The organism is Anaerolineae bacterium (assembly GCA_025062375.1).
Classification (GTDB): domain Bacteria; phylum Chloroflexota; class Anaerolineae; order SpSt-600; family SpSt-600; genus SpSt-600.
Genome location: JANXAG010000005.1, coordinates 19,403 through 33,686 on the forward strand (window position 1 = coordinate 19,403; position 14,284 = coordinate 33,686).

Consider the following 14,284-nt stretch of genomic DNA (forward strand, 5'->3'; position numbering starts at 1 on the left):
TTAGCTCCAGGGGAAGTTAAGCCCGATGAATTCTAACTCGGGCTCAAGCTTTATACCAGCTTCTTTGTAAACTCTTTCCACCGCCAGCTCCATAAGGCGCAGGACATCACAGGCTCTGGCCCGGCCAAGGTTTACGATGAAATTGGCATGGACCGGGGAAAAGCAAGCGTCTCCTATCCTGAAGCCTTTCAGGCCCACTTCTTCAATGAGTTTGGCGGCGTAGTGCCCTGGCGGGTTCTTAAAAACGGAGCCGGCGCTGGGTTCCGAAGGCTGCTTTGCCTTTCTCTCCCGATGGTATTGAAGCATCTTCTTTTCAAGATCGCTTGCCTCTGCCCTGCTCAGGCTCAACTGGGCCTCAAGGATAACGCTTCCCCTGAGAGGCCCCTTGAAGGCACTGTGCCGGTAACTGAAGTCCAGTTCCTCCGGCTGGAAAAAGGCCTTCTCACCCCCTTTCAGAAGCACTGTTACCCCTTTCAGTACTTCCGCCATGCATCCTCCGAAAGCCCCAGCATTCCCTGCGATCGCTCCTCCTATCGTTCCCGGAATCCCTTCAGCCCATTCCAGACCTCCCCAGCCTTTCCTGGCAGTCAAACGAGCAAGGCGGGCCAGAGGAGCTCCCCCTTCGGCCTTGAGGACGGCCTTCTCGCCTACTTCCTCCAGCTCAAAACTATCGCAGGCGTTGATTATCACAAGGCCCGGGAACCCTTCATCGGCCACGAGAACGTTGGTCCCCCCGCCCAGGATTACCCAGGGTATTTCCCTCTCCTCAGCCAAGCGCACCCCTTCTTCAAGCTCCCTCAGGCTTTCAGCTCTGAGGAGGAAGCTGGCTGGTCCTCCTATGCGGAAGGAAGTGTAACGGGCCAGCGGTTCGTTTTTTATAATTTTATCCAGAACCCTCATTTCTTCCCGCTCCCCGCAGCCACTCCAGAATCCTTTCTCCAACCTGGTAAACATCTCCAGCCCCAAGGGTTATAAGCACAGAGCCCGGTTTGAGGTGTTCTTGAAGGTAATAGACTGCCGCTTCCAGCGAACCGATGTATCGGGCGTCGGGATGGTCCATTAAAACCAGAATATCTCTGGAAGATATCCCCAGGTCGTCTTTTTCCCGGGCGGCGTAAATGTCGCAGAGGATAACGTGATCGGCCTGAGAGAAGCTGACAGCAAATTCTTCCAATAGCGCTTTGGTCCGGGAATAAGTGTGCGGCTGGAAGACTGCCCAGAGTTCTCTCCCGGGGAACCGTTCCCTGGCTGCAGCCAGAGTGACCTGAATCTCGGTTGGGTGATGGGCATAATCGTCCACCACGATGATGCCTTTCTCCTGGCCTTTAATTTCAAAACGTCTCTTCAAGCCCTGGAAGGAGCTTAAAGCTAACCCGGATAGTTCCGGGTCTACCCCCAGATAATGGCAGGCAGCGATGGCACCCAGAGCATTTTTAACGTTCTGCAGGCCAGGTATCGCCAGGCTGAAAGGCCCCCACTTTTTATCGCCTGTCTTAACCACATAGCTGCGACCACCGCTTTCGCTTAAGCTCAGGGGTTCCGCCTGCCACAGGTTGCTGGCTTTAAAGCCGTAGGTAATAGCAGGTTTCTTTGCTTTAACCAGGATCTCCATTACATTTTCCTCATCTCCGCACCCCAGAATGAACCCCCCGGCTTCCACCCGGTTGAGAAATTCCACATAAGCTTCCTTCATGGAATCAAAGCTGGGGTAGCAATCGGGATGATCCATCTCCACAGCCGTAATCAAAGCCAAGAAGGGCTTAAGCCCGAGGAAGGTATGGTCGTATTCATCGGCTTCAATGACGAAGTACTGGCCCTGGCCATGCCGGGCGTTAAGGTTAGAGCCGGCGAGGATGCCTCCTACTATGAAGGAGGGGGAGAGCCCGGCCTTTTCCAGGATTTGAGCGATCATGGCGGTAGTGGTGCTTTTGCCGTGGGTTCCAGCCACAGCCACCACCTTGTAGCCCTGAGTGAGCCAGCCCAAAAATTCCCGTCGTTTCAGCACCGGGATCCCCTGCTCCAATGCTTCCTGAACCTCGGGGTTATCCGCCGGCACGGCCGAAGAAATAAGGACCATGCCCGCTCCGTAAACATTTTCCCTTTTATGGCCTGCGAAAACCACAATCCCTTCCCTCGCCAGTTCTTCCATGAGGGGCGAGAAAGTTCTATCGGAGCCGGAAACCTCGTAGCCCCGCCCCTTTAAAACCCTGGCTATGGCCGAAAGGCCAGCTCCTCCAATTCCCACCAGATGTATCCTCATGTGAACGCCACGAAGATAAAGATGAGCAAAATGGCCATAATACCGTAAAGCACCAGGCCTTTGAAAAAGTTAGCTGGAAGATATTTAATCATTTGTTCCGCTGTGCTGCTTAATGGCCCGCTCCACATGCCCGGTGGGAGCGGGTAATTGGCCTGGTGCAAGTAATACCATATGGTGCCAGCTATGAGGTAACCGTTAAAAAGCCCTACCAGGAAACCCAAAATAGCTTCCTGACACCCAACTCTGGCTCTCTGAAATAAACCTCTGGCCTGCACCATACCCCTCATAGCAGTGGGCCCGTAATAGCCGAAGAAGGTAACCATCCCCAGGACGGATAAGTTCACTACCAGTTGAATGACAGGATCAGTAGCCGGTCGCCGGTATAACTGGGCTACAAATTGCGTCAGGATAAAGACCTTGGTTTCGGGTGGAGCTCCCGGGGGCGTTATAACCAGGTTGTTAATGATGAAGATGGCTACTATTATGCTGGCGGTAGCAACAAGTTCTCTCATCCAGCCCCGGGCCATCCCTATTATTCCGAACAAGAAAATCAGACTTATGAATATAACTTCAATTGCAATCATCTTGCCTGCGCCTTTTCTGGGAAGCTGCTAAGGCCATTGCCCTCAAAAGTTCAGTCAGTTTCTCCGCAGCTCTGGGCGAAGCGAGGGCCTGAGCTTTTTCCCTCATCATCCTGAGCCGCTCATCGTCCTTCAATATGCTTAGGATTGCGGGAAGAAAAGCTTTCCCCAGTTCGGAATCCGGGATCACTAAAGCGGCTCCCTTCTCCTCCAGGAACCTGGCGTTCTTTTCCTGATGAGCACCTGCGTAGGGGTAAGGGATCAGCACAGCTGGCTTGCCCAGAGCTGGAAATTCTCCAAGAGTGGCGGCTCCTGCCCTCGAAACCACCAGGTCAGCCACAGTAAGGGCTAAACCCATTTCCTGATGAAGGTATGGGAAAACTTTGTAGCGCTTCCTTTTGTGAGGTGGAAGGGAGCTTTCAACAGCCCTCATCTCTTCGTAATCCTGATAGCCCGAAATGTGAAGGACCTGACAAAAGTCCAGGAGAGCCTCAAGGGAATTAACCAGCGCCCTGTTTATGCTTCTGGCCCCTCTGCTCCCTCCGAAAACCAACACTGTTTTCAGCCCATTTTCCAGGCCGAAAAACCTCCTGCCTTCCTCTACGGTAGCCTCCAGCAATTCCTTCCGCACCGGATATCCCGTCACCACTGCTTTTTCCGGTGGGAAAAACCTCAGCACTTCCGGGAAAGTGACAGCTACCCTGGATGCCAGGAAGGAAAGAAACCGCACTGCTAGGCCAGGTTCCAGGTCCGGAAGGTATATAAGGGAAGGGATTCCCTGAAGCCTTCCGGCCAGAACTACTGGCACAGAAACATACCCTCCCGTAGCGAAAATTGCATGAGGTGAAAATTCTCTTAAGATTTTCCAGGCCTCCCAAATACCTCTCATAACTTTCATGAGGTTCAAGACCTGGCGCAGCGGGTTCATTCCCCGGAAAGGGGCTGATGAAACTTCCCGGAAGGGCAAGCCCCACCGGGAAACTATCTTTTGCTCGAGGCCCGATGCGGTCCCCACATACAGGATCTGGCTATCTTTTAGCCTTTCGGCCACAGCGAGGGCGGGATAGACGTGGCCTCCTGTCCCCCCTCCGGTAATTATAAACCGCATTCTTTCCTCCTATTTTCTCTCCCGCTGAGATGCTCATGAGAAGGCCAATTCCCGCCATGGAAGCAACCATGGAAGATCCCCCCAGGCTCACGAAAGGAAACCCCATACCGGTCATAGGCATGAGGCCGATAAGGCTTGCCATGTGGATAAAAGCCTGGAGGGCAAGCCCCCAGCAAAAACCTGAAGCTACGAGTTTGCCAAAGTGATCCTCCGTTCTGGAGGCTATGGAAAGGCCTCTGAAAATCACAAGGCTCAGCAGAGCTATCACCGCCAGACAACCCACAAATCCCAGCTCCTCCGCCACAAGACACATGACGCCGTCGGATGGAAGGGTTTCCCTTAAAATCGGGGCTATGGAAGCCTGCCCGAGCCCTTTTCCCCAAAGCCCACCTCTTATAAAAGCTCCAAGAGCGTAGAAGGGTTGCTCATTCATGTATTCAGGGGAAACGGGTTCACCTCTCAAGAAACGCTGTATCTGCTCCCAGAGGAGAATCCTCTTCTGAGCATAGTGGAAGATACCCATCTGGATTACTGTGATGGCGGCAGCCCCTCCCATAAGGAGACTACCGGCCCACTGGAAGAAACTGGCGCCCGCTATGAAGAACATGATTACTCCCGTAATGGCTATGAGCGCTGCCATTGATAAATCGGGCTGGAGGACAACAAGGCCCGTGACACTCCCCACGATCACAGCGAACGGGATAAGGCCTCTGGTAAGGGAGGAAAGGCTTTCGCGCCGGGAAGAAAGCCAGTGAGCAGCATATATAATGGTGCCAAGCCGGGCAAACTCGCTGGGCTGAAGGGAAAATCCCGCCTGGGTCTGAAAGAGCCAGCGCCCTGTCCCTCTCAGGTTTACGAGGATCAGGAGGGAAAGGACCGCCAGCATAATAGGGATTGAGAAACGTTTTAGCAGCCGGTAATCCATAAGGGATGTCACCACCATGGCTCCAAGGCCCGTCAGCAGTCCTAAAAGCTGCTGGATTAAGAAGCGTTCGGGATTCCCAGAGCCTCTAATGGCAAAAAGGTGAATACCAGCGCTGTGCATCATCATCAAACTGATGATGGCCAGCAACACCACCGCTGATAGCAGTATGTAATCCAAATGGAACCTATGCCTCATCCTCGCAACCTTCTAGAGCGTGGATACGAGCTCTTTAAAGCGTTCACCCCTGTGAGCGAAATCTCTGAAAGCGTCAAAGCTTGTCCCCCCAGGTGATAAGAGCACAATTTCCCCGGGCCTCGCCACTTTAGAGGCTTCTTCAACGGCCTCCTCAAGGGTTGTGCAAATGGAGATTTCAGGATTATCACTGCCGAGGCGAAGGCGAGCTTCCCGCACAGCTCGCTCAATTTTAGGGGCTGCTTCTCCGAAGATGACCAAATGCCGGACTTTCTTCACTGTAAGCTCTGCCATCTCATCCCAGGGCAGGTTTTTATCCTTCCCCCCAGCCAGGAGGATTATGGAGCCATCAAAGGAATTCAAGGCCGCCACCACCCTTTCAGGAGAGGTAGCGATAGAGTCGTTGTAATAGCGAACGCCCCGGACTTCTCGCACAAATTCCAGGCGATGTTCAACCCCTTTGAAGGTTGTGGCCACAGACCTTATGGCCTCAATATCAGCACCGCCTATGAATGCCAGAAGAGAAGCGGCCAGGACATTGGCCACGTTGTGCCTCCCCAGCATCCTGATTTCCCTGGCCTGACAGATTTCCAGCTCAGTTTCACCTATTTTGAGAAAAAGCCTTTCATCCCGCAGGAAAGCACCTTCTGGTAGCTCTCTGAGGCTGAAGAACCAGACCTTACCCCTGGCTTCAGAAGCCAGCTCCCGCGAAATGGCATTATCGTAGCCGAAAACGGCCACCCCCTCCTCTTTCTGATGCAGGAAAATGTTCTTTTTGGCTCCTATGTAATCTTCCATGGAGGGATGGCGGTCCAGGTGGTTGGGAGTTATATTGAGCACAGCCGCCACCGGCGGACTTATCGGCTTAAGGCCAAAATCGGACCCGAAGAGTTTGAGCTGAAAGCTTGATAGCTCCATTACAATCCGGTCCTGAGGCCGGATCTCCCCGAGGTGTTCTATAAGGGGTCTTCCAATGTTCCCACCGACCCAGGTGGGGATTCCGGCCTCTTTCAGCATTTCCCCCGTTACCGCGGTGGTGGTAGTCTTGCCACTGGAGCCAGTTATGCCAATTATGGTAGCAGGACAAAGCTCACAGAAAAGTCTTGCCTCCCCGCTTACAGGAATCCCTCGTCTCCTGGCTTCCTGGACGATAGGGATTTCCAGGGGCACTCCGGGGCTTACGAAAAGCACCTCGGTCTCTTCCAGGAGGTCCAGAGGATGGCCTCCCAGAACAAAGCGGATCGGAAGGTGAGCAAGGGATATCATTCTATCCTTAAGCTCTTCTTCCCCTTTCAAGTCGCTTACGGTTACTTCGGCACCTCTTTCTGCCAGGAAGCGAGCGAGGGCGGTCCCTTCCCTTGCCAGGCCTATTACAGTAGCCTTCAAGCCCTCAAATTCCATAAATTCCTCCCCTCAAATCAAAGCCAGAGCTATCCCCAGCATGGCCATTAAAACGGCTATGAGCCAGAAACGCTGGGTTATGTGAGTTTCGGACCATCCCAGAAGCTCAAAGTGGTGATGGAGGGGGGCCATTTTGAAAACTCTTCGGCCCTGGCCATACCGGGATTTTGTGTACTTGAAATAGGCCACCTGGATTATGTCTGAAAGGACTTCAGCCACGAAAATAAAACCTATTATCGGCAGAAGGAGCCACTGGCCAGTCATCAGAGCCACCACTGCCAGAGTTGCGCCTATAGACAAGGAACCGGTATCTCCCATGAAAAGTTCAGCGGGGTATGAGTTATACCACAGGAAGGCCAGCAGAGCTCCCACGACCGTGAAGCAAAACCTTGTCAGATATATTTGTCCCTGGAGATAGGCTATAACTCCGTAAGCGGCGAAGGCCACAGCCGCCACGCTTCCCGCCAGCCCGTCAAGCCCATCTGTAAGGTTAACGGCGTTGGATGTCCCCACTATGATGAACATGGCTATGGGTATATACCAGAGCCCGAGGTCTATCATCCTGGGCACTGTGGGGATGGCTACAACCCTGAGGCCGAGGCCATAGTAGATCATGAGGGCTGTGAAAAAGGCCAATATTACCTGGCCCAGAAACTTGACCCTGGCCCTCAATCCTTCCCCCTTCCTCCGACCCTTTATCCCTTCCCAATCATCAATGGCACCCAATATTCCGTAGCCCACCATAACGCCCAGGGGCACCAGGATTGAACGCCCCAGGAGGGTCATGCCTAGAAGGCTGAAAAGGTTAAGCATTATGGTGATAAGAAGGACGGGGACAATAATCATTATCCCCCCCATGGTGGGGGTGCCCATTTTGCTCATGTGGGAGCTGGGGCCGTCCACTTTTATCATTTTCCCCATCCCGTACTTCTTCAAAAGCTCAATCAGGGGCCTTCCCCAGATAAAGGCCAGAAGGAAAGAGACCGTTCCAAGAGCCAGAGCGTAGGACATTTCGTCAATCCCTCGCCATGATAGCTTTTACAATTTCTTCCATCCTCATACCCCTTGAACCCTTGACCAACACTACATCGCCGGGTTCCAGGAGCTCCAGGAGCAAAGCCACTGCCTCCTCTCTGGAATCAAAACTGTGAACCTTTTCGGGAGGCATGCCACAGGCCAGAGCTTCCTGAGCTATCATCCTGGCCCTGGGCCCAACGGTGATTAAAATTGAGGCCACTTCTACGGCTTTCCTCCCCACCTTTCGGTGGCCTTCTTCCTCGTAAGAGCCCAGTTCCAGCATATCCCCGAGAACTGCGATGCGCCTCCCGGCAAGTTCCCCAAGGACACTCAAAGCCGCAAGGGTGGAGGGTGGACTGGCATTATAGGTATCATCCAGGATGGTAGAATCCCGAATTCCCCTTACCGCCATAAGCCTCACCTGCGCTGATGTATCCTTAAGGCCCGCCATTATTTCCCCCCAGGAGAGCCCTTCCACAAGTCCCACAGCAGCTGCTGCCAGAGCAGTGTGAACACTGTGCCTTCCCAGCAGGGGAATGCGAGCGTGAAGGATTTCCTTTCCATAGCGGAAGCGGAAGCGAACCCCTGCCAGTCCCTCGCTCTGAATTTCATCGGCCCACAGATCAGCACGGGGGTCAAGGCCGTAGTAGAAAACCCTCGCTTTGGTCTTATCCTTCATAGCCCGGACTCTTTCATCATCGTAGTTGAGGACAGCAACTCCATCGGGGGGGAGAGCTTCCACCAGTTCGGCTTTGGCCTGAGCTATCCTTTCTATTGTGCCCAGTCTTTCAAGGTGCACCGGTTCCACACAGGTTACAACTCCTACGGCCGGAAGGGCTATATCCGCCAGCAACGCTATATCCCCCAGAGCGTGCATTCCCATCTCCAAGACCGCTCTTTCATGTTCAGGGCCCAGGTGGAGGAGGGTCAAAGGTAAGCCGATTTCGTTATTGTAATTGCCGTAGCTCTTAAGGGTTCGGAAACGCCTGGAAAGGACCGAAGCTATGAGCTCTTTGGTGGTGGTCTTGCCGATGCTCCCTGTCACTCCCACAACTCTGATGACATTCCGACGCCGCCAGAAGGCGGCCGCTTCCTGAAGGGCTCTGAGGGTTTCAGAAACCAAAAGGCAAACAGGAAATTCCACTTTCCTTTCAAGCCACTGAACTGGCCTGGTTCTGAGGTCCAGAAGGCTGCAAGGGAATTCTGGTTCCCTTTCTACCAAAGCCGCAACCGCTCCCCGGTCAAAAGCTTCCTTGACGAAAAAGTGCCCATCGGTATTTTCTCCCTTGAGGGCGATGAAGAGGAAACCCTCTCGGGCCAAGCGGGAATCGATCACCACCCCAGAGAAACGGAAGGCGGGCACTGTTTCTTCCGGGGGCTTTTCTTTTGTCAAAGCTTCCACAAGCTCCCTTAGTCCAATCATTCCTGCTACCTATTTACAAGCTCTTCCGGCTCATCGGGCGGAACCCCCAGGATCCTCATAGTTCGGTAAGCAAGCCTGGTGAAGGCCGGGGCAGCCACCATTATGCCGGTCTCCTTAACCGATGGTTTGTCAATCCTGACCAGAATGGCTACTTTGGGGTTCCGGGCCGGGACAAACCCTCCGAAGGAGCCGATAGAAGGCTGAGTTTTATCGTAACCGTAAGGGGTGGGAATTTCCGCAGTCCCACTTTTACCTGCAGCGGAATAGCCCGGAACATCAGCGTAGTTTTTCCAGTACTTCACCACTCCCTCCATCATGCGAGCTAAGAGGGCCGCGCTTTCCGGTGATATAGCCCTTCGCACCACATACTTCTCCACCGGGATCCGGTAGAGCTTCCCGCCACAAACCATCCCTGAAACCACTCTGGGTCGCATGAGGAGGCCCTCGTTAGCGATAGCTGCGATGGCTGCTGCCATCTGAATGGGCGTAACAGACACCCCTTGTCCAAAGGAATTGGTCCCTAATTCTACATAGGTCCAGCCTGCCTCCCCGGGGAACTTAACTATCGGGTTGCTCTCCCCTGGCAGGTCTATCCCGGTCCGCGTGTCAAAACCAAAACGGCGGAGGTAATTATAGTAAACTTGAGGGCCAAGGGCAAGGTTTATTTTGACCGATATCACGTTTATGGATAGAGCCAGAGCCTTTGTAGCATCCACGTTTCCATAGCTGACTCCTCCGAAATTTTTGATGGTATGGCCGCCGACGTTTATGAACCCCTCATCATAGAAGGGTGAATTTGGGTTTATGAGGCCAGAGTCAAGGGCAGCGGCGTAGGTTACCAGCTTAAAGACTGAACCCGGTTCATACAGGGAGCTTATAGCCGGATTTACCAGAAAGCTCTCTGGCACTTCGGCCGGGGAATCGGGGTTGAAATCGGGGTAGCCAGCCATGGCCAGCACCTCTCCTGTAGCCACATCAAGAACGATTATTGATCCGCTTTGAGCCCCAGAGCTGAATATGGTCTCCCTCAGGATTTCCTCTGCTGCCTCCTGTATATCCCGATCAAGGGTAAGGATGAGACTGCATCCATCGCTTGTGGAGGCCAGGGGCAGATGGACATCCCCTGCCAGCAAGGCCGAGGATGGCTTCTCCTGGCCCGAGAGGTAAGCGTTGTAAGAGGCTTCTAAGCCGAGCTTCACATCCCCCTCGGGTAGGTAAGTGCCCAGAACATGAGAAGCCAGCTTCCCTTCGGGGTGAAAGCGGGCAGGGAAAGCTTCAAAGCCAAGCCAGCCCGGAAGCTTATCACCTTCACCGAAAGCCTCTATCAGAGCCAATTCCAGTTCCCTCTTGCGGGCCCTATCAAGCCCCTGGGCCAGAAGACAGTAGTAGTTTAGCGTGACAGAGCCGTCCTCTTTGATTTTATACTTATCCAGGCATTCCCTCAACTTCTCCTCGCTCTGGTTCAGGATGTAAGCCAGTTTCCTGGCAATCATATCCCTCTCAGCCCCTTCAGCCCTTATGCGGTCCACGTAGGCCGCGAGCCGATAATGCAAGGTGTTTAGGACCAGGGGGTAACCCTTGCGGTCAAAGATAAGCCCCCTGGTGATGGGCGAGGGCGGGTGTTCTTCCAGAGCATAAACGAGGTTTTCCACCTCCCTCTGGATTTGTGAGGCGGGATTTATCATCAATTGAGCCAATTTGGACAGGGAGAGGATCGCGATAAAAGCCATAACTAAACCGCTGATTTTTATCCGCTGTTCTGGTTTAAATCCGGGGAGCAGTGACCTCTTAGCCATTTTGCTTCCTAAGGCCCACGGACTAGCACTTCCCAATCCTTGGGACGGAAAAAGCCAGCAACGTCTGCCAGGAAGCACGCTTCAGTAACCTGCTCCAGGAGGGCGATGTTCTCCTTCTTAAGGAGAAAAACCTGTTTTTCCAGGGCCTGGACTTCGATCTGCAGAGCTTCCGTCTGAGCGCGAGCAGCAAAGCTCAACCAGGTCACCATCACCACCAGAGCTGAAATGAGCAGCAGAAAAAGGCCTGTCTTTTCAGCAATCCTGGCAATACCTGTAATTTGAACCCTGGCCTCCGATAGAGAGAAAGCCTCGTTCCTCATCTACGGCCTCCTTTCAGCTATCCGGAGTTTAGCACTGCGACTTCTGGGATTAGCTTTTACCTCTTCCGGAGAAGGCTTCACCGGTTTTGCGGTAATGACCTTCAGGGTTGCTCTGTGTCCGCAGACACACACAGGCATCTCAGGGGGGCATATGCAGTCCCTGGATTCCTGCCGGAAAAACTCTTTAACGATGCGATCCTCCAGGGAGTGGAAAGAAATCACCGCAAGCCGGCCTCCTGGTTTCAAGAGCTCTATAGTCTGAGGCAAAGCTTCCTTAAGGTTGTCCAACTCCTGGTTAACCGCTATCCGGATAGCCTGGAAAACCCGCGTGGCGGGATGAATTTTCCTCCCCGAACCCACCACCTGCTCCACCACTTTGGCCAGTTCCAGGGTTGAACGAATGGGCCTTGCCTGGACTATAGCCCTGGCAATACGACGAGCTCTGGGTTCTTCTCCGTATCTCCAGATTATATCTGCCAGCTCTTCTTCCGGAGTGCGGTTGACAATGTGGTAAGCCGAGAGCTTACTGCTCCGATCGTAGCGCATATCTAAGGGGCCGTTGAGGTAAAAGGAAAAGCCTCTTTGGGGATCTTCCACCTGAAAGAAGGCAAAGCCAAGGTCAAAGAGAATTCCATCCACCTGGAAGAAACCCTCCCTCCTGGCTGTGATGGCCAGATCCCTGTAGTTGGCTTTGACCAGAGCTACCCTCCCTCTGAAACGGGCCAGCTTTTCTGAAGCCTTTTCCAGAGCTTTATCGTCCGCATCAATCCCCAAAAGGCAACCATCGGGAGAAGAGGCTTCCAGAATGGCTTCAGCGTGGCCTCCTTCTCCCACAGTAGCATCTATATACAGGCCTCCCGGTTTTACAGCCAGCCCTTTTACCACCTCTTCCAGAAGCACTGGAATGTGTGACATCTAAATTCCCAGTTCCCTGAATTGCTCGGCGAAGGGGATTTCTTCCTTCCGGAAACGCTCTACCAGTTCGTTCCAGCGCTTTTCGCTCCAGATTTCAATTCTTTTTCCCTGCCCTATGATGACCACAACGTCATTGAGGCCAGCGAATTCCCTCAGATGGGATGGGATCAGAATTCGGCCGAGCTTATCCATCTGGCATTCTTCTCCTGAAAGCAAAAGGCGGCTGAAAGCCCTGGCTGTGGGATTCGTAAGGGGTAGCTCCTCAACCTTCTGGACTATCTCATTCCAGATGGAAAGGGGGAACAGAAAGAGGCACCCGTCCAGCCCTCGGGTCAAGAACATGCCATCCTGCAGGAAAGGACGAAACTTAGCCGGTATTATGATCCTGCCTTTTTCATCAATGGAATGCCTTGATTCTCCTGAGAACATTTGCCCTGGGAATCCACCACTATCATCCACTAATTACCACTATTTTACTACAACCCTCTAAAAAACGCCAGCCACTGGGGGTAGATTTTTGTCAAATTTTAAGGTAACAGACCACCTGGCCCTCTTGCGGACACCAGCTTTTACACGCTCTGAATTGCTAAATTGAGAATGAAGTTGTAAAATTAACCCGGGAGGTAAAAGCCATGGTCGACATAGTGGGATTGCTCTTCTTCGTTGTGTTGGGCATCACAGTGCACGAGTTTGCTCATGCCTGGGCCGCCGACAAGCTCGGCGATCCCACGGCTCGCTATCTGGGGAGGCTTACCCTTAACCCATTGGCTCATCTAGATCCACTGGGGACCTTAATGTTCTTGGTCTCCATCGTTTACGGTTTTGGTATCGGTTGGGGGAAGCCAGTCCCTGTGAACCCACGCAACATCCGAAAGTTACCTGTGGTCACAGGGATGGGTCTGATTGCCTTTGCAGGCCCCCTCTCCAACCTCCTCCTGGCCTCTATCCTGGCTCTAATCCTGCACCTGCCCGTGCCCTTCAATCTTTCCCCTTTCCTTATGGCGGGGGTTTTCGCTAACGTCGGCCTGGCTCTTTTTAACCTTCTGCCCCTGCCTCCTCTCGATGGGTTTGATGTCGTTATGGGGGTTGTCGGATCCTTCAGGGGACGCACTGCTTATAACCTCCTCCGCCGGCTTGCCCGCCTGGAAGTCCATGGCTCTATACTCCTTTTTGCCCTTCTGGCCATCGATTACCTCTTCCCCGTAAACATTTTGGGAAGCATCCTGGGCCCACCCTTCCGCTTCATCACCTCACTGCTCCTGAGGTGAGGTTATCCTCATGGTCAGGATCATCAGGCAGGCTTTATACCGGACCTGGCAGTTCTTCCAGGCTCTTTCAGCCTATTTAGGCGAAGAGGACCTGAAGGTCTTGAGGGAAAATCTGACCCTTGAGGAGCTGGCGGCCTTTACCCGCATGCCTCAGGCCGATCAGCGCCACAGCCTTGATGTTTATTACACCCTCGTGCGTAGGGGAAAAACCCACCCCGATCTTCTAAAAGCAGCCCTCCTTCACGATATCGGCAAGGGCGAAGGGGAAATTCGCCTCTGGCACAGAGTGACCATAGTGCTGGTCAGAGCTTTCTTCCCCAGAGCTCTCAAATGGCTTGCCGTCCCCGATGGGTGGCGTCGCCCCTTTTACATCCATTACTATCACCCTATCCTGGGAGCCAAGATAGCCCAGAAGCTCGGCTGCAGCCCCCTCACAGTGGAATTGATCCTGAGGCATCAACCAGCCCTTGAGCTTCCGCCCTGGGACCCATCCCCTGAAGTCCAAGAGCTCCTCAGGTCCCTTCAAGAGGTGGATGGAACAAAATGACGATAGCCCTTGTCCCCTTCGGCCAGGTGGAGCTAAAGGTTCTGGAACACCTGAAAGAGGCTTTGAAGAAAACTTTCGGGAAGGAGTGCGAAATTTTACCCTCAATTCCCACTCCAGCCGAGGCTTTCAATCCTTCCCGCCGCCAGTACTTTTCCGATTTCTTTCTGGAATACTTGAGCAAACTTGAGGTCAAGAAGGCGATAAAGGTGCTGGGGATTACAGAGGTTGACCTCTATACAAGAGGCCTCAATTTTGTCTTCGGGCAAGCTAGGCTTGGAGGCAGGGAAGCAGTTATATCCCTGGCAAGGCTGCGCCAGAGCTTTTACGGCTTACCGGAGGACGAACAGCTCCTGCTGGAGCGAGCCCTCAAGGAAGCTGTTCACGAATTAGGCCACACCTGGGGACTCACTCACTGCCCAGATCCCCTATGCGTGATGCATTTTTCCAATTCCCTTCGGGATACAGACGTAAAGAAGGCAGAGTTTTGCCCCCGCTGCCTTTTAATCCTTAAAGCTCGCCTTTGAGGAGAGG

General features: G+C 53.3%; 15 protein-coding genes. 3 read left to right on the plus strand and 12 right to left on the minus strand.

The window, feature by feature from the left end; translation table 11 throughout:
* Genes murB through mraZ form a run of 12 tightly spaced genes read right to left on the minus strand, consistent with a single transcriptional unit; the run spans position 1 to position 12,367 of the window.
* Positions 1 to 900 (minus strand): UDP-N-acetylmuramate dehydrogenase, encoded by a 900-nt coding sequence (gene murB / locus NZ653_02435; protein ID MCS7285989.1) that lies wholly within the window; start codon positions 898 to 900, stop codon positions 1 to 3.
* Positions 884 to 2,260, minus strand: coding sequence for a UDP-N-acetylmuramate--L-alanine ligase (gene murC / locus NZ653_02440; GenBank protein ID MCS7285990.1), 1,377 nt, complete (start codon positions 2,258 to 2,260; stop codon positions 884 to 886). Before murC ends, murB begins: the two co-directional genes overlap by 17 nt.
* Positions 2,257 to 2,844, minus strand: a complete 588-nt coding sequence (locus NZ653_02445) for a hypothetical protein (protein ID MCS7285991.1) — start codon at positions 2,842 to 2,844, stop codon at positions 2,257 to 2,259. Before NZ653_02445 ends, murC begins: the two co-directional genes overlap by 4 nt.
* The gene (gene murG / locus NZ653_02450; protein ID MCS7285992.1) at positions 2,831 to 3,949 is read right to left on the minus strand and encodes an undecaprenyldiphospho-muramoylpentapeptide beta-N-acetylglucosaminyltransferase; all 1,119 of its coding nucleotides are present in this window, start codon (positions 3,947 to 3,949) and stop codon (positions 2,831 to 2,833) included. The genes NZ653_02445 and murG overlap by 14 nt, the downstream gene beginning before the upstream one ends.
* A complete protein-coding gene (locus NZ653_02455; GenBank protein MCS7285993.1) occupies positions 3,870 to 5,069 on the minus strand; it encodes an FtsW/RodA/SpoVE family cell cycle protein in 1,200 nt (399 codons plus the stop codon). The genes murG and NZ653_02455 overlap by 80 nt, the downstream gene beginning before the upstream one ends.
* A gap of 12 nt (positions 5,070 to 5,081) precedes the next feature.
* Positions 5,082 to 6,467 (minus strand): UDP-N-acetylmuramoyl-L-alanine--D-glutamate ligase, encoded by a 1,386-nt coding sequence (gene murD, locus NZ653_02460; protein ID MCS7285994.1) that lies wholly within the window; start codon positions 6,465 to 6,467, stop codon positions 5,082 to 5,084.
* Positions 6,468 to 6,479: 12 nt separating this feature from the next.
* Entirely contained in the window at positions 6,480 to 7,478 is a 999-nt protein-coding gene (mraY, locus tag NZ653_02465; protein ID MCS7285995.1) for a phospho-N-acetylmuramoyl-pentapeptide-transferase, read from the minus strand.
* Positions 7,479 to 7,482: 4 nt separating this feature from the next.
* Complete coding sequence (gene murF, locus NZ653_02470) at positions 7,483 to 8,907, minus strand: UDP-N-acetylmuramoyl-tripeptide--D-alanyl-D-alanine ligase (protein ID MCS7285996.1); 1,425 nt, start codon at positions 8,905 to 8,907, stop codon at positions 7,483 to 7,485.
* Positions 8,908 to 8,912: 5 nt separating this feature from the next.
* The gene (locus NZ653_02475; protein ID MCS7285997.1) at positions 8,913 to 10,703 is read right to left on the minus strand and encodes a penicillin-binding protein 2; all 1,791 of its coding nucleotides are present in this window, start codon (positions 10,701 to 10,703) and stop codon (positions 8,913 to 8,915) included.
* 8 nt (positions 10,704 to 10,711) lie between these two features.
* Positions 10,712 to 11,023: a hypothetical protein gene (locus tag NZ653_02480; protein MCS7285998.1), complete on the minus strand. Its 312-nt coding sequence runs from the start codon at positions 11,021 to 11,023 to the stop codon at positions 10,712 to 10,714.
* Positions 11,024 to 11,938, minus strand: coding sequence for a 16S rRNA (cytosine(1402)-N(4))-methyltransferase RsmH (rsmH, locus tag NZ653_02485; GenBank protein ID MCS7285999.1), 915 nt, complete (start codon positions 11,936 to 11,938; stop codon positions 11,024 to 11,026).
* Complete coding sequence (mraZ, locus tag NZ653_02490; protein MCS7286000.1) at positions 11,939 to 12,367, minus strand: division/cell wall cluster transcriptional repressor MraZ; 429 nt, start codon at positions 12,365 to 12,367, stop codon at positions 11,939 to 11,941.
* A 203-nt stretch (positions 12,368 to 12,570) separates the two neighbouring features.
* On the opposite strand from mraZ, the gene NZ653_02495 reads away from it, so the two are divergent.
* From NZ653_02495 to NZ653_02505, 3 genes are read left to right on the plus strand one after another with little or no spacing between them, the layout of a single operon-like run.
* Entirely contained in the window at positions 12,571 to 13,206 is a 636-nt protein-coding gene (locus NZ653_02495; protein ID MCS7286001.1) for a site-2 protease family protein, read from the plus strand.
* Between the two features lie 10 nt (positions 13,207 to 13,216).
* Complete coding sequence (locus tag NZ653_02500; GenBank protein ID MCS7286002.1) at positions 13,217 to 13,753, plus strand: HD domain-containing protein; 537 nt, start codon at positions 13,217 to 13,219, stop codon at positions 13,751 to 13,753.
* Positions 13,750 to 14,277, plus strand: coding sequence for an archaemetzincin family Zn-dependent metalloprotease (locus tag NZ653_02505; protein MCS7286003.1), 528 nt, complete (start codon positions 13,750 to 13,752; stop codon positions 14,275 to 14,277). Before NZ653_02500 ends, NZ653_02505 begins: the two co-directional genes overlap by 4 nt.
* Positions 14,278 to 14,284 lie beyond the last annotated feature (7 nt).